This window comes from Vreelandella sedimenti (genome assembly GCF_013416325.1).
Classification (GTDB): domain Bacteria; phylum Pseudomonadota; class Gammaproteobacteria; order Pseudomonadales; family Halomonadaceae; genus Vreelandella; species Vreelandella sedimenti.
This window is the reverse complement of record NZ_JACCGK010000019.1, coordinates 73,320-96,786: the sequence shown is the minus strand read 5'-3', so window position 1 is coordinate 96,786 and position 23,467 is coordinate 73,320. Positions and strand designations below refer to the sequence as shown.

23 protein-coding genes and 1 pseudogene are annotated in these 23,467 nt (G+C 53.6%); 10 read left to right on the top strand and 14 right to left on the bottom strand.

The window, feature by feature from the left end; all coding sequences use genetic code 11:
* Positions 1-41: 41 nt before the first annotated feature.
* Positions 42-926: a LysR family transcriptional regulator gene (locus tag HZU72_RS19565; protein WP_180095079.1), complete on the top strand. Its 885-nt coding sequence runs from the start codon at positions 42-44 to the stop codon at positions 924-926.
* Positions 927-1,007: 81 nt separating this feature from the next.
* Positions 1,008-2,339, top strand: a complete 1,332-nt coding sequence (locus HZU72_RS19560) for a M20/M25/M40 family metallo-hydrolase (protein ID WP_180095077.1) — start codon at positions 1,008-1,010, stop codon at positions 2,337-2,339.
* A 993-nt stretch (positions 2,340-3,332) separates the two neighbouring features.
* Here the strand turns inward: HZU72_RS19560 and HZU72_RS19555 are convergent.
* Complete coding sequence (locus tag HZU72_RS19555; RefSeq protein ID WP_180095075.1) at positions 3,333-4,070, bottom strand: glutaredoxin; 738 nt, start codon at positions 4,068-4,070, stop codon at positions 3,333-3,335.
* A 173-nt stretch (positions 4,071-4,243) separates the two neighbouring features.
* Positions 4,244-4,930, bottom strand: coding sequence for a type 1 glutamine amidotransferase domain-containing protein (locus HZU72_RS19550; protein WP_180095073.1), 687 nt, complete (start codon positions 4,928-4,930; stop codon positions 4,244-4,246).
* A gap of 93 nt (positions 4,931-5,023) precedes the next feature.
* Here HZU72_RS19550 and HZU72_RS19545 point away from each other — a divergent pair, with 93 nt between their 5' ends.
* Positions 5,024-5,803 (top strand): CLCA_X family protein, encoded by a 780-nt coding sequence (locus tag HZU72_RS19545; RefSeq protein WP_180095071.1) that lies wholly within the window; start codon positions 5,024-5,026, stop codon positions 5,801-5,803.
* Between the two features lie 75 nt (positions 5,804-5,878).
* On the opposite strand, the gene HZU72_RS19540 is transcribed toward HZU72_RS19545, so the two are convergent.
* The 4 genes from HZU72_RS19540 to HZU72_RS19525 form a co-directional block, all read right to left on the bottom strand.
* On the bottom strand, positions 5,879-7,792 hold the full coding sequence (locus HZU72_RS19540) for a TRAP transporter permease (protein ID WP_208458161.1): 1,914 nt from the start codon (positions 7,790-7,792) through the stop codon (positions 5,879-5,881).
* A 33-nt stretch (positions 7,793-7,825) separates the two neighbouring features.
* Positions 7,826-8,953 (bottom strand): TAXI family TRAP transporter solute-binding subunit, encoded by a 1,128-nt coding sequence (locus HZU72_RS19535; protein WP_180095069.1) that lies wholly within the window; start codon positions 8,951-8,953, stop codon positions 7,826-7,828.
* A 102-nt stretch (positions 8,954-9,055) separates the two neighbouring features.
* Positions 9,056-10,252, bottom strand: a complete 1,197-nt coding sequence (locus HZU72_RS19530; protein WP_180095067.1) for a CaiB/BaiF CoA transferase family protein — start codon at positions 10,250-10,252, stop codon at positions 9,056-9,058.
* Positions 10,245-12,002 (bottom strand): acyl-CoA dehydrogenase family protein, encoded by a 1,758-nt coding sequence (locus HZU72_RS19525; protein WP_180095104.1) that lies wholly within the window; start codon positions 12,000-12,002, stop codon positions 10,245-10,247. Before HZU72_RS19525 ends, HZU72_RS19530 begins: the two co-directional genes overlap by 8 nt.
* Before the next feature lie 150 nt (positions 12,003-12,152).
* Here HZU72_RS19525 and HZU72_RS19520 point away from each other — a divergent pair, with 150 nt between their 5' ends.
* The 3 genes from HZU72_RS19520 (at position 12,153) to HZU72_RS19510 (ending at position 14,777) form a co-directional block, all read left to right on the top strand.
* Positions 12,153-13,052 carry a LysR family transcriptional regulator gene (locus HZU72_RS19520; protein WP_180095065.1) on the top strand — a complete coding sequence of 300 codons (900 nt, stop codon included), beginning with the start codon at positions 12,153-12,155 and terminating at the stop codon, positions 13,050-13,052.
* Positions 13,053-13,128: 76 nt separating this feature from the next.
* Positions 13,129-13,293 carry a hypothetical protein gene (locus HZU72_RS19515; RefSeq protein WP_158414232.1) on the top strand — a complete coding sequence of 55 codons (165 nt, stop codon included), beginning with the start codon at positions 13,129-13,131 and terminating at the stop codon, positions 13,291-13,293.
* Between the two features lie 287 nt (positions 13,294-13,580).
* Entirely contained in the window at positions 13,581-14,777 is a 1,197-nt protein-coding gene (locus tag HZU72_RS19510; protein ID WP_009288078.1) for a tyrosine-type recombinase/integrase, read from the top strand.
* A 271-nt stretch (positions 14,778-15,048) separates the two neighbouring features.
* Here HZU72_RS19510 and HZU72_RS19505 read toward each other — a convergent pair whose 3' ends face one another.
* The 5 genes from HZU72_RS19505 to HZU72_RS19485 all read right to left on the bottom strand — a co-directional run bounded on the left by HZU72_RS19505 (position 15,049) and on the right by HZU72_RS19485 (position 17,784).
* Entirely contained in the window at positions 15,049-15,216 is a 168-nt protein-coding gene (locus HZU72_RS19505; protein ID WP_370657681.1) for a VIT1/CCC1 transporter family protein, read from the bottom strand.
* Positions 15,217-15,552: 336 nt separating this feature from the next.
* Complete coding sequence (locus HZU72_RS23910) at positions 15,553-15,879, bottom strand: hypothetical protein (protein ID WP_231500696.1); 327 nt, start codon at positions 15,877-15,879, stop codon at positions 15,553-15,555.
* Positions 15,880-15,944: 65 nt separating this feature from the next.
* Positions 15,945-16,412, bottom strand: a complete 468-nt coding sequence (locus HZU72_RS19495) for a DUF6691 family protein (protein WP_180095063.1) — start codon at positions 16,410-16,412, stop codon at positions 15,945-15,947.
* A gap of 8 nt (positions 16,413-16,420) precedes the next feature.
* On the bottom strand, positions 16,421-16,888 hold the full coding sequence (locus HZU72_RS19490; RefSeq protein WP_022523392.1) for a YeeE/YedE family protein: 468 nt from the start codon (positions 16,886-16,888) through the stop codon (positions 16,421-16,423).
* A gap of 29 nt (positions 16,889-16,917) precedes the next feature.
* The gene (locus HZU72_RS19485) at positions 16,918-17,784 is read right to left on the bottom strand and encodes an MBL fold metallo-hydrolase (protein ID WP_027959644.1); all 867 of its coding nucleotides are present in this window, start codon (positions 17,782-17,784) and stop codon (positions 16,918-16,920) included.
* Positions 17,785-18,326: 542 nt separating this feature from the next.
* On the opposite strand from HZU72_RS19485, the gene HZU72_RS23905 reads away from it, so the two are divergent.
* From HZU72_RS23905 to HZU72_RS19470, 4 genes and pseudogenes are all read left to right on the top strand, one after another.
* A complete protein-coding gene (locus HZU72_RS23905) occupies positions 18,327-18,674 on the top strand; it encodes a hypothetical protein (RefSeq protein WP_235976184.1) in 348 nt (115 codons plus the stop codon).
* A gap of 39 nt (positions 18,675-18,713) precedes the next feature.
* Positions 18,714-19,226, top strand: a pseudogene (locus tag HZU72_RS23900) (DDE-type integrase/transposase/recombinase); the annotation flags it as partial.
* Positions 19,227-19,382: 156 nt separating this feature from the next.
* Positions 19,383-19,664, top strand: a complete 282-nt coding sequence (locus HZU72_RS19475) for a PepSY domain-containing protein (protein ID WP_022523388.1) — start codon at positions 19,383-19,385, stop codon at positions 19,662-19,664.
* Between the two features lie 13 nt (positions 19,665-19,677).
* Positions 19,678-20,247: a cytochrome b/b6 domain-containing protein gene (locus HZU72_RS19470; protein WP_009288075.1), complete on the top strand. Its 570-nt coding sequence runs from the start codon at positions 19,678-19,680 to the stop codon at positions 20,245-20,247.
* A 107-nt stretch (positions 20,248-20,354) separates the two neighbouring features.
* Here the strand turns inward: HZU72_RS19470 and HZU72_RS19465 are convergent, their stop codons facing one another.
* The 3 genes from HZU72_RS19465 to HZU72_RS19455 all read right to left on the bottom strand — a co-directional run bounded on the left by HZU72_RS19465 (position 20,355) and on the right by HZU72_RS19455 (position 23,303).
* Positions 20,355-21,044 carry a VIT1/CCC1 transporter family protein gene (locus tag HZU72_RS19465; RefSeq protein ID WP_022523387.1) on the bottom strand — a complete coding sequence of 230 codons (690 nt, stop codon included), beginning with the start codon at positions 21,042-21,044 and terminating at the stop codon, positions 20,355-20,357.
* Positions 21,045-21,231: 187 nt separating this feature from the next.
* Positions 21,232-22,644, bottom strand: coding sequence for an ATP-binding protein (locus HZU72_RS19460; protein ID WP_022523386.1), 1,413 nt, complete (start codon positions 22,642-22,644; stop codon positions 21,232-21,234).
* The gene (locus HZU72_RS19455) at positions 22,641-23,303 is read right to left on the bottom strand and encodes a response regulator (protein ID WP_022523385.1); all 663 of its coding nucleotides are present in this window, start codon (positions 23,301-23,303) and stop codon (positions 22,641-22,643) included. Before HZU72_RS19455 ends, HZU72_RS19460 begins: the two co-directional genes overlap by 4 nt.
* Positions 23,304-23,467 lie beyond the last annotated feature (164 nt).

Genomic DNA, 23,467 nt, shown 5'->3' with positions numbered 1-23,467 from the left:
TTGTATATTGAATAGTTTTTAACTTATGTTTTACTTTCTAAATGAATCCAAGTATCCAGCAGTTGCGTGTTTTTGTTGCCGTCGCCCACTCGCGCAGCCTTGCAGAGGCCAGCGAGCGTGTGCATCTTTCCCAACCAGCGATCTCTATTGCGCTGCGTAAACTTGAGGAGAACGTCGGTGGAGCACTGTTTGCCCGAACCACGCGCCAGCTCGCGTTAACACCGGAAGGCGAAGCTTTTCTGCCCGTTGCCGTGCGGCTCTTAAATGATTGGAATGAAGCCTTTGAAGATCTCAATGACCAATTTTCCAAGCAACGCGGAAAGGTAACCGTGGCCGCCCTGCCTACTCTGGCGGCAGGATTATTCCCGCGAGTCATTAAGCTTTTTCATGAGGCCTACCCACGTATTAACCTCAGCCTGCACGATGTGCTGGCTGAGCAGATCAATCAAATGGTGCGCGAAGGCCGCGCCGACCTGGGACTTTCAGTGCCACCAAGCGATGCAGAGGATCTAACGTTTGAGCCCGTCCTCGAAGACAGCTATGTGGTCGTTTGCCCTTGTGGGCATCCATTGCTGGCACAATCAGCCGTCGCCTGGAGCCAACTTGCGGCTTATCCGTTTATTGGTATCAATCGCCTTTCCAGCTCGCACCAGGATATTGACCGTATTATGCAGAGCGTAGGAGAACGGCTGGATATCTTGTGCGATGCGCGCCAGATCGCCACAGTAGGCCGCATGGTAGCTGCGGGGTTAGGCATTAGCGTGCTGCCCTCGCTCAGTTTTCGGCAAATTGCCGCCGATGGTATTGAGTACCGCCCACTGGTGGAGCCGACCATTCGACGTGAGCTGGGCATTATATTAAGCCGCCGTCATCCTCCTTCCGCCGCCACTAGCGCCCTGCGTCAGCTAATACATCACCACGAATAAGCGGCTTTCTCTACACACAGTACGGGAATCTGGCAGACTAGGGGTGATTAACATCCACCTAAAAATGAGTGAGCGACAACGATGAGCGATAGTGCAAAACCCTGGACACAACCGATGCCCGACGCGCAGTTCAAACTGATGCGCGATATTCTTGCTGCCCCTAGCCCCGTCGGCCTGGAAGCTGCCATGACCTACGGCGTGCTCAAGCCGCATTTCGAGAGCTTCGCGCCTAAAAGCTGGCACCTTCACCAGTTTAAGGGCAACGCGGGCGTTGTGCTGGACACTCACCCCGGCCGCGACGACATGTTCAAGGTCATGCTGATCGGCCATGCGGACAAAATCCGCATGCAGGTGCGCTCGATTGGCGAAGACGGCAAGATCTGGATCAACACCGACTCCTTCCTGCCCACCGTGCTTATCGGCCATGAAGTGAAGCTGTTCAGCGAAGACCCCAACGCCCCCGGTAGCTACCGCTGCATTGAAGGCGGCACGATAGAGGCACTGGGCGCGATTCACTTCTCCGATCCTGCCCAGCGTGATGGCAGCAAAGGCCTGAAAAAAGAGCAGATCTACCTGGATCTACAGATCCACGGCGAAAATAAAAAGCAACAGGTGCTGAACCTGGGTGTACGGCCCGGCGATTCGATTATTTTCGACCGTCCAATCCGCCCCGGCTTTAGTCCCAATACCTTCTACGGTGCCTACCTGGATAACGGATTAGGCTGCTTTGTAACCGCCGAAGTGGCGCGTTTGGTCGCCAAAGCAGGTGGAACCAAAAATGTGCGCGTGCTGTTTGCGATTGCCAGCTATGAAGAGATTGGCCGTTTCGGCAGCCGCGTAATGGCGGGCGAAATGAAGCCGGATGCTTTGATTGGCGTCGATGTAAACCATGACTACGTGGCCGCACCAGGCATCGGCGACAAGCGTATGCAGCCGCTAGAGATGGGCAAAGGCTTCACTATGGCGGTGGGCTCTATTGCCAGTGAACAGCTCAATCGGATTATCGCCACTGCCGCTAAAGAGCAAGACATTCCGCTACAGCGCGATATCGTCGGTGTGGATACGGGTACCGATGGCATGGCAGGCGTATTGGCGTCTATCGATAGCGCCGCCACCTCGATTGGCTTCCCCATCCGTAATATGCACACCATCTCAGAGACAGGCCATACCCAGGATGTGCTGGCGGCGATCCATGCCCTCACCCATACCCTGCAAGCCCTTGATGGCCTGCCGGATCTGCAGCGTGAATTCCGGGATAACCACCCGCGCCTAGACCAAGCGAGCCCGCTCACCCATCAAGGCGGCGACAAGCCTGACAGTGAGAAGGATGACAGCAAAGACGAAAGCAGCGAAGGCAAAACAGTTAGCCAAGGCAACGACAGTAAGAAAAGTAAGAAAAAAGCGAAGAAATAAAACAAGCGTATAAAAAAAGAAGCCCCGGCCACTCCCTGGCTGGGGCTTTATCAAACCTTCCTTGATTCGTCTTCACAAACATCCTGTTTGTGCTTCCATGAGCGTAAGCTTCCCTAGCTTTATCTTCCCTGTTGCCACTTCCTTATGCTGTGTAGTCACAGTGAACCTTAAAACACTCTATTTATCTAACCTATGTTATTAAATCGGAAAAAATTTATCTTTTTTATTCAGATTAACTGCACCTATTTAAAGCGCGCTTTTTATATGGCACATATTCCTTGCAGCGCTATACTATTAAAAGTATCGGCAACGATGCTACTCTACACGGACGTTACCACGCCTGAACCATCATCTAACCTAATGGTAGGAGGTCAGCGTGCGAGACATTATTATTAGCAGCAAAGTCAACGGGCTGGATGTCATCTGTCGTCATTGTGGTAACTCAGAGTCACCCAAAAACCCGTTTTTGAACCGCTTCCGTTTAGAAGGCACCGGTAAAAACAGTACCACCGTTCGCTGCCTGAACTGTCAAACAGCGGTTGAAATACCCTTGAGTGAATTAAGCTCGCTTTATTATCACTACGCTTGCTAAAGTAAGCAATTGCTAACTTTAGCGCTTGTTATAAAAAGGCTTATTTCATCACCACTGTCCTTTTATTATCACAAGCAATGTATTGTTAATAAAAACGTCATAAGAGCTTAATTAACTTGTTATTTATGTCGGGGTAAAAAAACCCGGCCACTCCTTGGCCGGGTTTTCATCGGGTCTTCCCTGATCTTGCACCATAAACATCCTGTTTATGCATCCTTGTGCTACACAAGCAATCCTTGCTTGTTCTTCCCTGCCGCGAGTTCCCTTCGCTGTGTGCACACAGTGCGCTTTATAACAGAGGGTTTATCTAACCTGTGATATGTAGTGGCAAATAAATTGTTTTTTAACGGCTTTTTGGATTTTAAACAGCATTTTAGCCAAGCAATTTTTAATGACGATTTTTATAGCAACATTTTCAGCGGCATCCATAGCCCCATCAGCACCATGGCGATATTTTCTGTCAGCGATACAAACCCTAGTGGCACATTGCTGCTTCCGCCAACGCAGGCGCATTTCAACTCTCGCTTATCCACGTACACGGCTTTAAAAACCGACACCGCGCCCACCGTGCCGATAAACAGCGCCATCGGTGCTGCAAGCCAAAGCATGGCACCGGCCAGCATTAGTATCCCTGCCAGGGTTTCTGCGTAGGGGTACACATAGCTGTAAGGGACATAGCGCTGAGCCAGCAGGTCGTAGTTAAGGAACATCGAGCTAAAGCTCTCTACATCCTGCAGCTTCTGCAAACCTAGCAGCACCATGGCCGTGGCCACCACATACTCTGGCATTCGTGCTGCCACTAAGGTGCCATTGGCAACCCAGCTAATCGCCAGACCGATGAGCAAAGCGGTAACAAAAATCGCGATCACTGGCCGATATGAGGTCTCTTTTGCACTCGGCACGCTCATGCCTAAATGCTCACGCACCTCTTCATAGCCGCCAATACGTTTATCGCCGATATAGGTTTGCGGAGTGGTATCGACATTCTCCTGGGCCTTGAATGCTTCAATTTCATCTCGGGATGTAAGCGGATGGTCATCGACCTGATAGCCTTTGCGTTTTAACAAATCGACTGTTTTCATACCGAATGGGCAGAGATGCTCTGCCGTCTTCATCCGATAGACGCGTGCTGTCTCCATGTTAGTCGTCTCCTTGTTGCCCTGATGAGAACATAGCTACTACGTATAAATAACCTATTGCCCTATAAGGGTAGTCAGGATCTAGGCTTTGTACGAAAACTGCCTGCTCCAAAAAAACAAACGGCGAGGTGAGCCTTGTCGTTATAACCCTACGTATGATTAATAACGTTTAGCTATTTAGTAAGCCAGGCCATCAGCGTTTCAGCCGTGAGCGCTGAGGAAGGCGGATTTTGCCCGGTGATCAGTTGGTCATCCTCACGTACGTAAGGAGTGAAATCATCCGCTTTGCTATAAATCCCGCCGCACTTTTGCAAGGCATCTTCAACGAGATGCGGCACGATATTGGTTAAGCCCACGGCCTCTTCTTCGCCGTTGGTAAAGCCCGTTACCTGGCGGCCTTTTACTATAGGCTCTCCAGCGCTGTCTTTGGCATTAACCAGGACAATCGGCGCGTGACAAACCGTGGCAACTGGTTTGCCTTGGGCGAGAAAGGTTTCGATCAAGCGAATCGAGTCCGGGTCGTCAACGAGATCCCATAGCGGGCCATGGCCACCGGGGTAGAATACCGCGTCGAAGTCATCGGCCTTCATGTCGCTCAAGCGATGGGTAGCGGCAAGCTTCGCGTTAGCTTTTTCATCTTGCTTAAAGCGGCGCGTTTCATCGGTTTGGCTATCGTCTGCGTCACTTTTGGGGTCAAGCGGCGCCTGCCCACCCTTGGGCGATGCCAACGTTACTTCAGCACCCGCGTCTTTAAAGACATAATAAGGGGCTGCCAGCTCTTCGAGCCAAAAACCGGTTTTATTACCGGTATCGCCCAACTTATCGTGAGACGTTAGTACTACTAAAATACGCTTGCTCATATCTCTCTCCTGACGGTGGAAAATGAGGCAATTAAAATGCGTTACGGTTAATTAGTGGGGGTCTGGATGGCGGAATGCAAGGAGAAACGACAAGTGAGCATCGAAGCGCGGGATTTTTATCGCAGTGGCCCTGACCATCGTCAGGGGCAAGCCAGCAGTTTTGCTCTGATCCGGCGTCAGTTTGATTTTCGCTCCATTGAGATTGGCCGCTGGGTAACCGCCGCTGAGCGCGACCGTGCCGCCGAGCTGTTTCATGATGCGCTGTGCGATCTCATGGTGATTCTACAGGGGCCAGAGGCGTTGATTTCACTACGCGGCTCAATCGCGCTGCAGTACGGCAGCGGTGGTCGACCTGGCGTTTCTGCCCACTACGACCCCAGCCAACGTAGTTTTGCGCTGGCCAAAAACGCTGGCCCCGGCAGCATTGCCCACGAGTGGTTTCATGCTTTTGATCACTACATCGCCAGTAAGTGTTTTCGCGGCACGCCCGTCGGCATGTTCGCCTCTACCGCTTGGCTAGCCGATGCCTCCCCCACTCCTCACCCGCTCAACGATTTACTAATGCGTTGTTTTAAAGCCGTTTTGCTACAGCCAAAAGGTGACCAGCCCAGCGAGCTATTTAAGCACTCCGCGCAGATGGACAAAAAACTTGGCCAGCTTTATTACAGCAAACCCGAGGAGCTCTGCGCACGCGCCTTTGAATCCTTTGTTCAAGACGCAACCATCACCAATCACTTCCTGGTCAAAGGCACCAAGGCCTCTCCTGAAGCAGAAAGAGGACTTTACCCACGGGGCGCACAGCGGGAACAGATCAATGCAGCGTTCAGCGACTACTTTGGCAGGCTGGGGAAAGCGTTGCGGGATGCAGAGTAAGCATGACGGCGCTCGGCAGGCTCTGCTGACGAACGCCGTGGGTGTCCAAGCAACTTTACCTAGGTGGAACACTACCTAGGTGGAGCACTTCGTGATGTCTGCGCGTTTCGTGGTGTGCAGCATCGCCATCAGGTAGCACACTGCAAGCGCTAGAAAGCCCAGCAGATCACTGATCCATTCGGGATAGATCATCAGCGCGGCAGGTACCAGCAGTGCACAACGCATGCGCACTCCCACCGAACCTATTCGATAAAGGTATCCTTCCATCGCCGCTGCCACCAACCAGATCGCGGTCATGGCTGTAAAAGCGGAGGCCATAACGCTCAACAGGGGGCCCTGCAAAATCAGCGATGGGTTGAGCACAAACAGGAACGGCAGTACGAACAGCACGGCTCCCAACCGCACGGCATGCAGGCTCGTTCGAGTACTGTTGGCGCCCGCAACACCGGCCGCAGTAATGGCGGCCAGCGCCACGGGTGGCGTGATATAGGAGAGCATTCCCCAGTAAAGAATGAACAGATGGCTGGCAAGAGGATTGAGACCAGCACCCACCAGCGCTGGCGCAAGCAGGATCGACAGGAATATGTAGCATGCGCTGACCGTCATTCCCATCCCGAGGATAAAGCTGGTAATCGCACCCGCCGCCAGCATCAGGGGAATGCTGTCACCTGCATACAACAGCAGTTCGCGAGAGAAAGCTCCTGCAACCCCCGTATAGGAAAGCCCACCGACCACCAAACCGATACCGGCCAAAACGGCGACCAGACTCCCCACCCCGTGTGCCAACTGATAGAAAAAATCCAGCAGTTGGCTGATACGCAGCCGCTGCTGACGGCGTACCAGTGCAATCGCCAGCAATATCAGGGTGGCATAGTAAGGCGCCTGGCTTTCCAGACGCATGACAAGCAGCATGTAGATCAGCACGCCCAAGCTGAGCAGGTACGGCCATCCAGAGAGCAGCGTGTCACGCACCCTGGGAATATCCTTGGCGGGCATGCCCATGAGGCCTTTGCGGGCAGCATAGTTATCTACCTGAAGCAGCAGGGCCAGGTAGAAGAGCACCGCAGGCAGCAACGCCGCCAGCATTACCTCACCGTAACTGACGCCTAGGAAGGAAGCCATGATAAAGGCAACGGCCCCCATAACGGGCGGCATCAAGGTTCCGCCCGTGGAGGCGCACGCCTCTACGGCAGCGGCATATTCGCGTGAATAGCCACTGCGCTTCATGGCAGGAATGGTAATCGTCCCTGTGGTCAGGATATTGGATACCGCACTACCGGATAAGCTGCCCATGAAGGCACTGGAAACGACGGCCACCTTGGCGGGCCCGCCGCGGCTTCGGCCCATCAATGCAGTGGCGAAATTCATAAAGAACTCACCGCCACCGGTGATGGTTAGCGCAATCCCAAATACGACGAAGCCGATAATCAGGTTGGCGACGACCTGCATCGGCACGCCCACAATGCTTTCTGCCCCCATGACATGGGCTCGGATGGTTTCCCCCCATCCAAAACCGTTACTCCACAGGAAACCAGGCATGTGGCCTGCATAGAGCGGATAGAGCCCAAACAGCAGTGCCACGGCAAAAATCGCCCAGCCACCACAGCGACGAACGCCCTCCAGCACCAGTAGCAGCATCATCGTTGCCACCAGCGTGGCTTCGAGCGGGGCGAAATACTCCCACCCTTGCTGGGTCATGCGCAGGCCATTAAGGCCGAGGTAGATGGCGCCACCAAGAGCAGCCCCCGCCAGCACCCAGTCATACCAGGGAAGGCGTTCGGTATCAGCCTTGCGGGCCGGAAAGATCAGTAGTGCCGCCGATAGGAACAGCCCTATCAGATAGTAGATGAAGGCATTACCGATCGGATAGAACCCCAACAGTTTGAGGGCAAAGGTTTGGTTGATCGTCATCAACAGACCGACGGCCCCCAGCCCCATCACTATCCACCTTGCCGAACCTTCCAATCGCTCTTGACTTGAATTGCTCATGATGTCGCTCCCAGTTACACATCCACCCCGTGGTCAAAGCGCGCCAATCACTTCTTGCCGGCGAGCTTCCCAACGTTCGGCAAGCGCATCCCCTTCGAGGTCTGGCTCCTCGTTCAGCAGGCTATCCCAAGCTTTCTTCAGTGCTTCCAGGCGGGCGAGGCGATTATCGTTCCATGTCTGCATCTCCTCGCTCCATAGTCCTTTCTCTTGCATGTAGCGGATAGCCCCAGGGTGGAAAGGGATATCGATAGGCGGCACGCCGGAGTCCTCGATTGCCCAGCGGTGAATGGCAGCGGTCGCGTCACGATAAAGGTCATAACTCTCATCCAGGCTCTTGATGAACTGGTAGACCTCTTCTTCGTCACGATCAGCCATGGCCACGATGATCGGGTAACGGTAGGCAAGCATGTTGGCGGGAGATGCTTCGCTTAGCCCGGCGCCAATGGTTTCACGGAATGACTGGAAGACGGGAGCCACCTGGTTCATGCGCGCCCAGCCCTCTTCATCATCGGCAGGAATATCCACCCAGCGAATACCACGAGACGACTCTTCCAGCTCATAAAGCTGGCTGGCGGTGGTGGTCGTGCAGGTGGCATCGGCCCGATCCTCGACCAGCGAGCTCATGGCGGCGCCGTGAGTCGGGAACATCACCGCCTCCACATCGTCGCGATTCAGCCCAGCGAAGGCCAGGATCGCATCACATTTCACATTGACCGAAGGGTTGCCTGCCACGTAGGCAACCCGTTGCCCCCGCAAGTCTTCGAGCGTGTGGATATTGGCGTCGGCAGCCGATGGCACACCAAAGGTAGACGGTCTTCCTGCAACGGCTCTGAGGTCTTGGGGCCCCCAGCGGCGCTCGCTGAAATCGTAAATTCCTTCCGTTGCAAAGAAGGACTCCGTGGCCAGGTAGGCATAGTCAGCTCGGCCGCTCACCAGGGGCTGCAGTCGCCCAATGGCCGATCCCGCAGGCTGGATACGGATGCGGGTGTTGTAGGCCTTGCCAAAGGCATCCGCGATGGCGGAGGCCTCCGAGTGCCCTTGCGAGCCCACATCATAGGCGGTCCATGTCATGGTGCTGGGAAGCTCTGCGGCCGAGGCCGTATTGGCTAGAACGGCAAAAACGGTGGAGATAAGGCCAGTGGCCAGGTGCGTGCGTTTCATGGGTTTGCTCTCATGTTGTGTTGTTATTGGCGTAACGTTAATTGTGCTTATTTTTCAGCCCATAGAATTGGGCAATGGTGTACAGCGTGTTGTGCAAAGGCTTCATGTCACCGGCATATCTGGCAGCACGCCTTTCGCTCTCAGATGCTCTATTTGTTGCACGGTCAATCCTGCTTCATGAAGGATTGCGTCGGTATGTTCGGCAAAGCGTGGCGGTGGCGTTTCATAGCGCGAGGGCGTACGGGCTAGCTTGATCGGCGAGCCAGTGCCCTTGTAATGACCGATATTGACGATCATATCGCGGTGCTGGGTATGCGGATGCGCCAGCGCTTGCGTGGTATCGAGTACGGGCCCGCAGGGAACGCCGATACGCATCAATAGGTCGGCAAGCTTATCCCCTTCCCACCTGACCATGGCACTTTCCAGCACATCACGCAGTGCATCGCGGTTACCCAGGCGGGCACCATTGGTTGCAAAGCGTTCATCCTGGCTAACGTCGTGGCATTCGAGCAACTCGCATAAGCGCGCGAACTGCACATTATTGCCAACCGCCAGAAAAATCGGCTGTGTTGCCGTCCGGTAGACCTCATAAGGGGCAATATTGGGATGCTCATTTCCCGTGCGGCGTGGCGGCGGACCACCGTAGAACACGTTGGGAAAGTGGGGATGCATCAAGGACAGCCCGGAGTCGAACAGTGCTGTCTCGACAAACTGCCCACGCCCGCTGCGCGTACGCTCATGGAGAGCCAAGGTGATACCGATGACGGCATTGAGGCCAGTCACGATATCGACAATGGGCAGCCCCACGCGCAGCGGCTCCCCCTGTTTCTCACCGTTGACGCTCATCAGCCCCGCCATTGCCTGGATGATGGCGTCATAGCCAGGCAAACCGCCCATCGGACCATCAGCACCAAACCCACTGATTCGACACTGGATCAGGCGGGGAAAGTGCGCGCTGAGAATGTCATAGCTCAACCCCCACTTCTCCAGGGTTCCCGGCTTGAAGTTTTCCACCAGCACATCGGCGCCCTCCAGCAACTGCAGTAGCAGTGCCTTGCCGTCGGGATGGCGAAGATCCAGCGCCATCCCGCGCTTGCTGCGATTCAAGCCGTGGAAATAGGAAGCTGCATCGCCTTCGAAAGGAGGCCCCCAGCCACGGGTTTCATCCCCGCCAGGAGGCTCGATCTTGATCACATCCGCACCGTAGTCACCCAGCACCTGGGTGCAGTACGGGCCTCCCAGCACACGACTAAGATCAATCACCTTGATTCCGCTCAGTGCACCATTGGGCTTATCCATGCCCCACCTCCAGCCCGCGGGAACGCGCCAGTACTTGGGTATTCACCACCACCGCGACCTGTTCGTCGGTCATCGGCGTTTCGCTGAGCAGCATCGCCAGCGCTTCCGGTGACGCTCGACTGACCGATAGCGGATCGGGGGGTAGTAACTTGTGGCGTACCACCAGCCAGGCCAGTGCCAGTCGCCGCCTGTCTCCCGTGATCCGGGACGCCTCCCAGGCCATAAGAATAGCGGAGGTAATGTGGTAGAGACCGCTGGCAATCCGTCGCGCGTCGTGCTCGCAGGCAGGATCCTCTGCCAGTGCATTCGCGCTCTCTACTGCCTTGTCGAGGAGCACCTGCAACAGGTGGCGCTCGTGATCCTCCATGGCGGACGCTTGCAACTGCTGGTGCAAGTAGTCAGCCAGTACCGGCAAGGTCTGTTCACGCCGAATCGCCCGAAAAACATCCAGGGCAACGATATTGCTGGTGCCTTCCCATATTGAGCCAAGGTGGGCATCGCGCAGCACACGGGCATCCGACCACTCCTCGATGTAGCCACAACCACCACGTACTTCCATACCATCCCCAGCCACCTTGCGTGCATCCCGCGTGGTGCGGAACTTGATCATGGGTGTCAGGATGCGCAATAGCTTGGCTGCCTGGGCATCCCCCGCATCGGCACGCCGCAGACACTCGGCCGTGTGGAAGACCATCGTGCGTCCCTGCTCGGCAGTAAGCATCATCTTGCTGAGCTGACGCTGCATAAGCGGTAGCTCGATGAGCTGGCTACCGAACGCCTGACGATGGCGAGCAATGAAAAGCGCCTCGTTGAGTGAGCGCCGCATCAACCCCGCCGACCGCACTCCGTTCGAGAGACGAGACATGTTGATCATGTCTGTCATCTGCTTGAAGCCCTGCCCCGGCTCTCCCACCACATAGGCTTCGGCGCCTTCGAGCAGAATCTCACCGCTCGCCATGGAGCGAGTACCCAGCTTGTCTTTCAGGCGTACGATGCGGTAATGGTTAAGATCACCATTTTCTAGATACCGGGGCAGCAGGAACAGTGTGAGACCGCGAGTGCCCCGCTCCCCCTGCTCGGGGCGCGCCAATACCATCGCCAGCGCGGCATCGGGGTTAGAGCAGAACCATTTGTCGCCATAAAGGCGCCATTTGCCGTCTTTCTGCCTCGCTTCCGTAGTAATCGCCCCTACATCAGAGCCTGCATCCTGCTCGGTCATGAACATGGCTCCCTGATAAGCCAGATCCATGTCCTGTGAGGTCAACGCTTCCAGGTAGCGGTTCACCAAGGCGTCGTCGCCGAACTTGCGCAACGTGCGAGTCAGTGCATCGGTCATGCTAAGCGGGCAGCAAAGGCCAAACTCTGCCTGCACGAACAGGTACGTCAGCGCATACTTCACCACCGGCGGCATGGGTTCCGACCAGTCAAGCACGCCACCGCGGTGCGACATGGCCGCCAGCCCGAACTGCCCATAGGCATACGCTTCCAGGCGTTGATAGGCTGGATGCTTGAGGATCTTCTGACGCTCGGTGCCATTTCTGCTGCGCAGGGCAAGTTCAGGCGGATGATTGTCAGCCTCGATGGCCAGCGTTTCCAGTTCACCGCCAGCAAGGGCTCCCATCTCGTTGAAGTGGCGCTCCAGGTGCTGACGTAGCGCCGTCGGCAAATAGAGATCCAGAAGTTGGGAAAGGGTGGGATCGTTATGGTAACTGTTCTGCCCCCAGGAATCGGGGATATTGCGGTGTATCATTTCACTCACGACGACGTACCTCTTGGACTTATTATATGTTTTATCGTCACATTAGGCGGGTATGGAGGCCGTATCCAATACTGTTTTAGGATCCATTGATTCAGTTTTATGTATGATTGAAGAACAAGAAACGATAAAGGAACGAAGCCAATGGCGCTGACATTTCGACAGCTGCGTTACTTTCTGGTGCTCTCGGAGGAGCTGCATTTCGGAAGAGCAGCGCAGCGCCTGCATATTTCTCAACCACCGCTAAGTGCCAGCCTGCGTCAACTGGAAGAGGAGCTAAAGGTCAAACTGCTGCTGCGCAATAGCAAACGCGTTACCCTCACGCCCGCCGGAGAAGCCTTCCAGCGCCAGGCACGCCGGATTCTCGAGCAGCTAGAAGACTCGCAAACGCTGGTGCAGCGCATTGCCTCGAGCGCCACCGGCTTGGTGCGTGTTGGATTTACGCCCGCCATGCTCTTTCGCGGCCTACCGGAACTGCTCAAACGCCTGCAATCCCGCTATCCAGGCATCGAAATACAATTGATCGAACGCAACTCGGCAGATCAAGTAGAAGCAGTGATGCAGGAGCAGCTCGATATCGGCTTCATCCATTCGATGCCGTTACCCGAGGGAATCGAGTCGGTCATCCTGTCGGACGAACCCTTCCTGTGCTGCTTGCCAGCGCATCACCACCTGGCAGGCCGACGCGAGTTGGCGGTCAAGGAACTGGCCAATGAGCCCATCATCCTGTTTGGACGCGACCTTGCCCCTCACTATTACGACAGGATCATCGGCCTGTTCCACCACGCCGATGTTAAACCTCATATCTGCCACGAAGTCTCCCACTGGTTGACCATTCTTGCTCTGGTAGCCAATGCGATGGGAGTTGCCCTGGTACCCCAATCACTTGCCAAAGCCGGGTTTTCCAATGTGAGCTTTCTTCCCCTGACCGATTCAACGACACGACATCAGTCGCACTGCATATGGCGCGTCGATTCGGAGGCACATGAAGAAATTCGTCAGTTGCTGCTTAACTGCCTCAAAGAGCAACAGCAAGTCAGGTAAGAACGGCGACAAGCCCAGCAGCCCCCTACCTGCCCTACTCCCGCTGGCCACCTCATTCCGTCGTGAGGAAACCCCAGTGCAGTCGCTTTCGCCAACGTGCGAAATAGCGCTTTCGCGACTACGCTATAGCAACGCTCACTACTCAAAGGAAGAGAATATGTCTACTACCACTATCGTCGTTATCGTTGTGGTTATCGTTGCCGTGCTGGGTATTGGCTTCGGTGGAGTGCTGCCTTTTTAAACAGCTTTCTTTATTTTTCCCAAGACAATGCCAGACAGCCAAAAACGAAAAAGGCCGTCGAGCTAAGAGCTTGACGGCCTTTAAAATTCTGTGGCGGAGGGGGAGTCCGCATACTACATGTACAACAGCATCCACAATGATACAACAAGCCACTGATTTATAATAAAATAATAGTCGATACAGTCCAACCACACCCACTCACATACAACGTAAAACATATTAGAAGTATGGGCTGGTGTATGGGCTAAAATGTGGTACGCTAAAAACATACTTCGGGGATAGCGGCTATGGGCAAACTCACGACAAAAGGCGTTCAAAAGCTGGTCAGGGAGTCAAACCCTGGCATGACCAATGATGGGGATGGGTTGTACCTCAAAATTGGCAAAGGTGGCGGCGCAAGCTGGATTTACCGTTTTCGATGGAATGGCAGGTTACGTGACATGGGTCTTGGTAGTTATGCTGACAAAACACTATCAGACGCACGCGAATCAGCCGCAGAAAATCGAAAGCTCGTCAAACAAGGCATCGACCCACTGGCTGTTCGTGAGCAGAAAAATGAAAAAAAGTCCGTGACTGTAACGGTTACCCACTGCGCAGCACGCTATATTCAATCCCACCGTCGCAGCTGGCGAAATGCCAAGCATGCACGTCAGTGGGTAAGCACTCTTAAAACATACGTGCGCCCGGTAATAGGTAACCTACCCGTAGAAGAGGTCACCACTCAGGATATATTGAAGATCCTCACGCCTATCTGGACAGTCAAGAATGAAACAGCTAAGCGTGTTCAAGGTCGAATTGAAAACATATTAGACTTCGCAGCAGCCCATGAGTATCGCGACCAGGTCAACCCTGCCCGCTGGCGTGGCCATCTCGATAAACTCTTAGCTAAGCCGTCAAGGGTTCAAAAGGTGAATCACCATCCTGCTATGCCTTATGATCAGGTAGCGACATTTATGGGCTCAGTTCAGCTCTACAAAAGCATGTCATCAAAAGCACTACTATTTTTGATACTGACAGCCACACGTACCTCAGAGGTGCTCAACGCTGAGTGGAAAGAGATCGACATTGGAAAAGCTACGTGGCAAATACCAGCAGAGCGCATGAAAGCTAATCGAGAACACAGAGTGCCACTATCTAAGCAGGCAATTGATCTTTTACTGAGCCTCTCTCGCGTGAAAGGCAATAGCTTTATTTTCCCGGGAATGAAAGCGGGTCGACCATTATCCAATATGTCGCTTCTGCAATTTATGCGTGGGCTAGGTTACGGGCCTAGTGGTGAAAAAGGCAATTATGTGCCCCACGGATTCCGCTCAAGCTTTAGGGATTGGACAGGCGAGGTAACGAGCTATCCAAGGGATGTAGCTGAAATGGCACTGGCTCATGCAATTGAGAATAAAGTTGAGGCCGCCTATCGTCGAGGAGACCTTTTTGAAAAGCGCCGAGCTATGATGCAGCACTGGGCCGATTACACTTTTTTGGTATAACAGCTAGGCCTTATCATTGATCCGCCAATTATCCCGTGTAATAAGCATTTGGTGACTGAAAGGTAGTCGAATACCTCATTGCACGTCCGCAAGCGAGACGCCTATCGTTAAACTACTTTTGAACACTACGCGTTCGTAGTGTTGCAACGACACGATAAATACCGTTTATCAACCGGTAACCGACATCTGAATTGATGACACCTTATGGTTGCTGGTGAATGGGCGTAGTGCTTTCTCCCATTATTGATATCAATCCCAACAATTCACGTAGTTAAGCCACCACACCAAATACCCGCCCTATGCCGGATGTGATGGCCATAGCAAGTGCACCCCAAAACATGACTCGCAAAGCAGCCTTGAGCGTTGGCGTCCCACCTGCCCGCGCGGCAACGGCCCCCAATAAGGCTAGAAAATATAATGAACATAGCGATCCCAACACCGCAAGCTGCGTTAGCGGCCACAATGGCTAGCCCCAGTCCACTGCGCTGCTGTTTACTGGCGCGCCAGAATCGATGCGTTAATTTGCGCTATCAACACCTGAGCCTTGGTCGCTAACGCTAAAAGTGAGACGACGCTCCCCTGACTCCCACTGCGCATCAACGTTAACGTGGGCATCGCAAGAGCAACATCAGGCCAGTGGGATGGCTCTATAAAGCGGACTTGTTTGTCGTACAAGCTATTTGCCGGGGCATGTTCGGCCACATCTGCGACGCGACTAGCTTGGCCATAATCAAAACGCACACGCACCTCTAGACGAGCCAGAGTGAGTAACTGGTCAAGGGTTTAGCTCAACCGCACAACGCACTCTTGAGCATAGTTGAGCGATGTTATTGCAGCCTGACTTTCGACCCTGCGAGCCATTTGCAGGTGGGTTTTGATTACAGTCAGCGGAGGCATGGTTTGTAAAGCGCTGCTCGCGGATAATGGCTTGCTGTACACACTCAAGAAGCGTATTTGAGGTTTCAATTAGCGGACGAGTCTCTTTAGGGAGGCCATACGTAGCGACCGGGGCGAGTGCATCGGGTAATCCGCGATCAAGAATGACCAAATCACTGGTCACCGCTCGCACCGCCTGACGGGCGTTAACCCAGTGTTTAGACAAATAAAAACACCCTTGCGGTGAAGGCAAGGGCGTGGGCATGGCAATCGCCGAATAAGGACGAATGGCTAGGCGAGACGCTTAGCGGCAAACCACCCCAACACCATGGTCACCAGCATGGCCAATAGCGGTAAGGAAAGACCGCCGATGGAGGCAATCGCTGGCCCTGGGCAGTAGCCGGAAAGTCCCCAGCCAATGCCAAACAGGGCCGCGCCCCCTAACAACTTCGCATCTAACTCTCGTTTGGTCGGTAACTGAAAGACGCCACCCAGCAGTGGAGCAGTACGCTTGAATACCAGCCGATAGCCGATAAAGGTGGTAACGACGGCCCCGCCCNGATAGCCGATAAAGGTGGTAACGACGGCCCCGCCCAATACGAACATCAGCGTTGGATCCCAGGCACCCGCTACGTCTAGAAATCCCACTACTCGCGCGGGGTCCGTCATGCCTGAAACAGCCAAACCAATACCGAAAAGTAGCCCCGCCGCATAGCCTGCCGCCGTTTTTATCCAACTGCTCTTGTTTGACTGACTCATTGAACTATTCATTGAACGCCACCTAAACCTAGCAAGTGGCGCGAGATATAAACGGTCACTAGCCCCGTCACTAAAAACATACCGGTGGCCGCCATGGAGCGTGGCGCCAAGCGCGCCAGTCCGCATACGCCATGGCCGCTGGTACAGCCACTGCCCAGCCCCGTGCCTACGCCCACTAACAGCCCAGCCACTAGCATTAACCCTACACCTCCTACTGATGCGCCGATCACCTCGCCAGGGCTACCGGCAACGTTGCCCAAACCACCACCAAAAGCCATAAGCAAAAGCGGGCCGCTAATCAGCCCTAACAGAAAAGCCACTCGCCAAGCGCTATCGCCCTTGGGGCGTTGTGTTATCAAATTGCCCACGATGCCACTGATACCCGCAATACGCCCTAGCGTTGCCATCAGCCAGGTAGCGGAAAGCCCGATCAACACACCCCCAACCAGCCCTTGTAAGCCTGCTGTCCAATCCACTGGTGACTCCTTAGATCGCACTCAAACCGTTAGAAAAAATTAATCGGCACTTTGAGATAGACGGTGCCGTTCTCTTCCGCCGGAGGCAGCTCCCCTGCACGCATATTGACTTGCACAGAGGGAATAATGAGCTTCGGCATGCCTAAGGTGGCGTCGCGCTCAGTGCGCATCTTCACGAACTCGTCTTCGCTGATACCTTCATGAACATGGACATTCTCACTGCGCTGTTCCGCAACGCTGCTTTCATGCTCAAAGTTATCACGGCCGGGGGCTTTATAGTCGTGGCATAAGAACAGCCGCGTCTGCTCGGGAAGCGCCAACACTTTTTGAATAGAGTGATAAAGGGTGCGCGCATCGCCGCCGGGAAAGTCACACCGCGCGGTGCCATAATCCGGCATAAAAAGCGTATCGCCTACAAAGGCGGCATCGCCCACTACGTAGGTTAAACAGGCGGGCGTATGCCCAGGAGTGTGCAGAACATTGCCCTGTAATTGGCCAATGGTAAACGTATCCCCTTCTTCGAACAGCGCATCAAATTGGCTGCCATCCCGGGCAAACTCGCTGCCCGCATTGAACGCCTTACCGAATATCTCCTGCACCTTCACTATGTTGGCGCCAATGCCGGTTTTACCGCCTAACTGATCATGCAGGTATGGCGCAGCCGAGAGGTGGTCGGCATGCACATGGGTCTCCAAAATCCAGACCACCTCGAGATCGTGTTCGCGAATAAAGGCGATGATGTTGTCAGCGGATCGCACGTCCGTCTGCCCAGCGGCATAATCAAAGTCGAGCACTGAATCGATGACCGCACAGGCACGGCTGTCTGAGTCTTGAACCACATAGCTAAAGGTATTGGTGGGCTCATCAAAAAAGTGCGTAACGATTGGGCATTGCATCGCGATCACCAAGATAGGTAATTTAATTTTTTGATTATGAAAATAGTATATATCAAAATAACTCATAAGCTTAGATTTATTTCGAATATGATTCCAGAATAATTTTTTTAAAAAAATTCTATCGTTAAATTACAAAGCTGGTTAGCTAGCCAATGGGTATACCCGCTCTGTCGCGACTTGGATCTGGGTAGGCTAAGTGGGGATTAACATATCTTATTGCTCAACACGGATTCCATTGTGTCAATTGCGATATTTGCAAGTCCTTCAAGATAAAACACGAAAGACGAATAGCTTTATGAAGGTTTTGTCGAACATCGAATTTTCCCTTCTTGGTGCAGCACTGGTCGCGATTAGCTACGGGTTTGGATGCTTCACTTTTGGCCTATTTGTCCTGTCAATTATTACCGAGCTGGCTAACGTCCTACTTGATCGGCATTATCAGGGTGCTTAGGCGTTGCAGGTCTCGCGCTGCTCAGTCAGTCGTATGCGCACTATCAATGGGTATTGGTGGGTTTATCTGCGGTATCTGCGCCGGTTTGATGATGCCAAAACTTACCGATGCGATGACGGCATTGGTGAGTCGCACGATGCACGGTCGTGTAATATCCATCATGAATGCTGGTACCAGCATCGGTATTAGCATTGCCGTGCCCTCCGCCGTGTTCCTATACGATGCATGGCGTCTCACTTGTATGGTATTTGCTGTGCTAACGGCTGCTGGCGTGAAGGCTGCATGGTACTTCATTCCCTTGGATTCTCGTTTAACACCTGGCAATGCTTCCCCCACCGCCACCAATCACTCGGTTACAGTGGTCGCGTTTTATTCGGCTTTCGTTGTTCGGCTTCGCGATGGGCTTTGTGTTAGTGCCGTACTGGCTTTTACGTCTTAGGCAAGCGGTCGGTTCACCCGTTATCGGTATTTTTAAGGGCCCAACCTCGTTTGGGATAGCGATGTCACGTATATCTAAACTGGAGATCGCTGGGCCTATCTAACGGTTGTCATTGACATATTAGCTAGAAAACCGGTTGGCTGGGCGAAGTCGTTATCGCCGGATAGCGAACTCACCAGTTGTGTATTAAAAATGGTCTATAAAAGCCGAGGGCGACCCAAAGCCGTTATGTTCCACAGCTGACCAGGGCAGCTATTTTACGAGCTGTAGTTTCCGTCAGACGCTCTGAAAATGCCTGATAAAACAAAGCCTGAGTCGGCGTGGGAATTACTGTGATAATGCGCCAATGGAGCGGTTCTTTTGGAGCTTATAGGTTTAATGGGTGCCGACGTATGGCTATCGCTCATTCTTGGAGAGCCAGCATCATATCGTGAACTATTTAATCAGGTATTAAAGCCAGCTTAGGCCTCATCAGCATAATGTGGGTGTTAGCCTGAATCAGGCAGAGGAAAAAAATGGGTTAACTATAAACCGGTGGCCAGTTTTACTTGACCACTACAGGCGCCAGAAAAACGTGCTCAATAATCAGTTTTTTTGCTGCTTACCTTTTTTTAAGCCTGCCATAAGTTACCTCATTTAGGATGATCCTTGTGCCAATCGACAAATATGTCTTGCACAGCCACCCATCATCGAAAAGAGGTATTACTTATGCGAACTCACATCACTAAGATTATAACATCGGCGTTGTTACTGACGGCTAGCACGGCTGCGCTGGCCGAGACTCATTGTACTGATGCCCCCAGTGACGAATGGATCAGCCAAGCTGATATGGAAGAACGTATCAGCGAGATGGGTTACAAAATCAAAGAATTTAAGGTCACCGAGGGAAACTGCTACGAGATATACGGCTGGGACGAGCAGGAGCGCCGGGTAGAGATCTATTTCAACCCAGTAGATGCCAGCATCGTGAAGCAGGAAGTCGAAGACTGATCAGGAGGTTACCATGGCCGATAATACCCGTATCCGTGTTTGGGACCCGTTGGTCAGGTTGGTACATTGGGCTTTGGTTGCTGGCGTAGCCGTCAACTTATGGCTAACCGAAGAAGGGGGCGATATACACCAATGGGTCGGTTATGCCTTGGTGGCATTAATCGTCGTACGCATCCTTTGGGGATTTATCGGTCCCTGGAGTGCACGCTGGCGGAGCTTTTGGCCTACCGTGAGCCGACTTCAATGTGTGCTGCGCGGTCGCGACAGCAAGATAGAGCAAACCGGCATTACCCATACACCGCTGGGCGCTATCATGATGCTGGTGCTGCTTGGGCTAATCCTCGGTCTGGGACTTACTGGCTACATGATGGAAGAAACGGATCGTTTCTGGGGGGTTGGCTGGGTTGAAGAAACCCACGAACTCATGGCCAACGCGATTCTTTTTCTAGTACCACTGCATGTATTGGGTGCTGTGGTAGAAAGCCTCAAGCAAGGCGATAATTTGATCGCTAGCATGTTGCATGGCTATCGCCGCCGCCCTACCTCTACCCCCAACACTAAGGCTCATGATGTTCAGTCTTAATTAAGATGTTGTTAAGACAATGCAATGATAATGGCCACTCCTTAATTTTGCACGAGTGGCCTTTTCAGACCTGTTTGACACAGAGCAATGGCTGCACTATCCCTTATTTATGCCACGACACCGAACAAGCGGCCTATGCCGAAGGTCAAGGTCATCGCCAATGCGCCCCAGAACATTACGCGCACCGAGGCTTTGAGTATCGGCGCGCCACCCACACGGGCAGCCGCCGCCCCTAGAAAGGCTAAAAACAGTATCGAGAAGAGCGCCACCAGAAGAATAAGCAATGGCGGCGGCGCCCACCAGGCGATTAGCAACGGCCACATGGCGCCAGCCGTGAAGGTCACAGCCGATGAAAAGGCCGCCTGGAGTGGGCGCGCTTGGCTTGTCTCGGTGATGCCAATCTCATCTCTGGCGTGAGCGCCTAGCGCATCGCTTGCCATCAGCTGTTCAGCGACTTGCGTGGCTAGCGCCGGTGTTAACCCACGCGCTTCATAAATCGCTGCCAGCTCTTCCAGTTCAGCATCAAAATGTTCTATCAACGCTTGGCGCTCAAGCGCAAGATCCGCATGTTCGGTGTCAGACTGTGAGCTAACGGAGACGTATTCACCGGCGGCCATCGACATAGCCCCGGCCACTAGCCCCGCAATACCGGCCAACATAATGTCGCTATGCGCGGTGCTCGCTGCTGCCACGCCGAGTATCAGGCTGCTAGTCGAGACAAGGCCATCATTCGCGCCCATGACGGCTGCGCGCAGCCAACCTGAACGGTTAGATCGATGGTGCTCTGTATGTTGCATGGCCTCACCTCGTGATTGATTTCCCCTTTCTTTTCAGAGGGAGAGTGGCAGATAGCTGTGTGGCAACAGCCTTCAGGGCATATTTTTAGCCAGCGCTTGTAGCAACAGTGCGATTCTCTGGTGCATATAACGGTTGAAATGCATTTAGATTCAATCACTTGTTCCAAAGAAAAGCACTGTAAGCTAATCAGCGATCCTGATGTTGGTTTTGCTCCCACACCACACTGACCGCCAGGCCATTGGGCGTACGATTACTAAGCGTAAGGCGTGCGTTCTGGCGCTGAGCCAACTCCGAGACAATCGATAAACCCAACCCGCTGCCGGTGGTACCCTGGCCAGACGCGCGCCGAAAGCGCTCAGTGACTTTATCCAACAGTGCCTCGGGGAGGCCGGGGCCAGTGTCACTCACCGTGAGTTGAGGCAACCCCTCCCAAAGCGCTAACTCTACCTCCACTTGACCGCCTTCCGGCGTATAGCGCAAGGCATTATCCAGTAGGTTACGAAAGAGCATTCCCACCTCGACTTCGTCGGCGCGAACCTCCAACCGGGTTAAGCCTGTTAGCCTCAAGTGCTGATCTCGCTCATCAGCGAGTGGCCACAGCTCGGCTATCAATTCAGCAATAATCGGATAGAGGTCAATAGTGGCCGGTGAGGTTGTGGCAACTTGATCCAAACGAGCCAAAATGAGCAGCTGTTCTACCACCCGTTGAAGCCGCTCAACCCCGACATAAGCCTTTTGTAATGATTGCTCTCCCCCTGCCTGCGCATTATCTAAGTGGATTCTCAGCGCTGCCAAGGGCGTGCGTAATTCATGGGCCGCATCTGCAGTGAAGCGCCGCTCGCGCTCTAACGTGGCTTTCAACCGGGCGATAAAGTCGTTTAGTGATTGGCGTAATCCATTAAGCTCTTGAGGAACCGGATTATTGATTTGACGCAGGTCGTGGGCGGAGCGACCTTGTACCTGGCTGGAAAGTGCTTGGATGGGTGCAACACCCCGCCGGATAACTCTACTCATCAGCCAAAGAAGGAGTGGCAGCAACAAGAGCATCGGCAATAAATTGTTCCAGGTGATGCGCTCCACCACTTCATCATGAAACGAACCCCGTAGTCCCATGCTGATCCAGGTATCGCTGGCAACATCGAACATGCTGAAAACCCGCCAGCGGTGACCATCGTAGCTTTCCCAGCGAAAACCCTCCTCTAAAGGCGCGGGGAAAGGCCCTGCATCATTCCATTTGCCCCCTAACAGCCTGGGTGAGCCATCGGCATTCCAAAAACCCAGTACTAATTTAAGCTCTTCCTCGTGGTAAAGCTTGGGACCTGATTCAGAGCTGCTCACGGGCACGGCGATACCGTCACGATATAGCTGGGTTGGATGCGCGGGAAGGCCCATGCGCGCAGCAAGGCGAGCATAGTCGTCGATGGTAGCGTTTGGATCGAGTTGGCCAGCCACAATCCGGCTATGCAGACTGAGTTGTGTATCGAGAATTTCTTCTAGCTCGTGATCCGTAATTAAGTAAGCCGCGGTAACCGCAACGCCCCCAGCGACCACCATGGTAATGGCTAGCGTGCGAAGCAGATAACGCCGTATCGATCTCATTGCGCCTGGCTATCCAGTCGGTAGCCAATCCCCCGCACGTTAATAATTAGATGTTTTTCAAGCTTTTTTCGCAGATGATGAATGTGAACTTCCACCGTGTTGGACTCTACCTCTTCGCCCCAGCCGTAAAGCAAATTTTCTAAACGAGGGCGAGATAGCACCCTGTCAGGGTGCCTAGCTAGCTCTAGCAATAAGGCATACTCGCGTCGGCCCAACTTTACGTCTTTGCCCCGCCAACTCACCGCATGGAGAGCCTCATCAATACTCAGTGCACCCAGCGTCAATATTTGCGAGGCCCGCCCCTCAGCGCGCCGCATTACGACACGCAAACGGGCGAGGAGCTCCTGCAAATTGAAAGGCTTGAGCACATAATCATCCGCCCCCGCATCTAAACCCCCAATACGGTCTTCCATCGCATCACGGGCCGTCAAAATAAGAATAGGCAGAGTAGATTGCTGTCGGAGTAAATGCAGTACTTGCATACCGTCCATATCGGGCAGCCCAAGATCCAAAATAATCACACTAAAGGTCTCGCTGCCGATAGCGCTGATTGCCTCGCGGCCAAGCATAAACCAATCAACCGCGTAGCCCTCGCGCTCCAGCGCCGTCTTGATGCCATCCCCAAGCAAGGGATCATCTTCTATTAGTAGTGCACGCATGCTGATTCCCTCAATCGACAAGCCGCTATCTTGGCTACCAAAACTTAAGCTTTTCTTAAATAGGGTAACTTACTTCTCAAAAAGCAACCTCATCTGAATGCAACCAGTAAGCCAACCACCCTATCTTTTCGAACTTCTTACGCAGTTTAACTCTTCTTTAAGTT

What these genes read in the sequence shown, in the direction of transcription:
- HZU72_RS19565 (WP_180095079.1), top strand. Translation starts at nt 42, where the DNA reads ATGAATCCAAGTATCCAGCAGTTGCGTGTTTTTGTTGCCGTCGCCCAC.
- HZU72_RS19560 (WP_180095077.1), top strand. Translation starts at nt 1,008, where the DNA reads ATGAGCGATAGTGCAAAACCCTGGACACAACCGATGCCCGACGCGCAG.
- HZU72_RS19555 (WP_180095075.1), bottom strand. Translation starts at nt 4,070, where the DNA reads ATGGAGACAGCACGCGTCTATCGGATGAAGACGGCAGAGCATCTCTGC.
- HZU72_RS19550 (WP_180095073.1), bottom strand. Translation starts at nt 4,930, where the DNA reads ATGAGCAAGCGTATTTTAGTAGTACTAACGTCTCACGATAAGTTGGGC.
- HZU72_RS19540 (WP_208458161.1), bottom strand. Translation starts at nt 7,792, where the DNA reads ATGAGCAATTCAAGTCAAGAGCGATTGGAAGGTTCGGCAAGGTGGATA.
- HZU72_RS19535 (WP_180095069.1), bottom strand. Translation starts at nt 8,953, where the DNA reads ATGAAACGCACGCACCTGGCCACTGGCCTTATCTCCACCGTTTTTGCC.
- HZU72_RS19530 (WP_180095067.1), bottom strand. Translation starts at nt 10,252, where the DNA reads ATGGATAAGCCCAATGGTGCACTGAGCGGAATCAAGGTGATTGATCTT.
- HZU72_RS19525 (WP_180095104.1), bottom strand. Translation starts at nt 12,002, where the DNA reads ATGATACACCGCAATATCCCCGATTCCTGGGGGCAGAACAGTTACCAT.
- HZU72_RS19520 (WP_180095065.1), top strand. Translation starts at nt 12,153, where the DNA reads ATGGCGCTGACATTTCGACAGCTGCGTTACTTTCTGGTGCTCTCGGAG.
- HZU72_RS19510 (WP_009288078.1), top strand. Translation starts at nt 13,581, where the DNA reads ATGGGCAAACTCACGACAAAAGGCGTTCAAAAGCTGGTCAGGGAGTCA.
- HZU72_RS19485 (WP_027959644.1), bottom strand. Translation starts at nt 17,784, where the DNA reads ATGCAATGCCCAATCGTTACGCACTTTTTTGATGAGCCCACCAATACC.
- HZU72_RS23905 (WP_235976184.1), top strand. Translation starts at nt 18,327, where the DNA reads ATGCCAAAACTTACCGATGCGATGACGGCATTGGTGAGTCGCACGATG.
- HZU72_RS19475 (WP_022523388.1), top strand. Translation starts at nt 19,383, where the DNA reads ATGCGAACTCACATCACTAAGATTATAACATCGGCGTTGTTACTGACG.
- HZU72_RS19470 (WP_009288075.1), top strand. Translation starts at nt 19,678, where the DNA reads ATGGCCGATAATACCCGTATCCGTGTTTGGGACCCGTTGGTCAGGTTG.
- HZU72_RS19465 (WP_022523387.1), bottom strand. Translation starts at nt 21,044, where the DNA reads ATGCAACATACAGAGCACCATCGATCTAACCGTTCAGGTTGGCTGCGC.
- HZU72_RS19460 (WP_022523386.1), bottom strand. Translation starts at nt 22,644, where the DNA reads ATGAGATCGATACGGCGTTATCTGCTTCGCACGCTAGCCATTACCATG.
- HZU72_RS19455 (WP_022523385.1), bottom strand. Translation starts at nt 23,303, where the DNA reads ATGCGTGCACTACTAATAGAAGATGATCCCTTGCTTGGGGATGGCATC.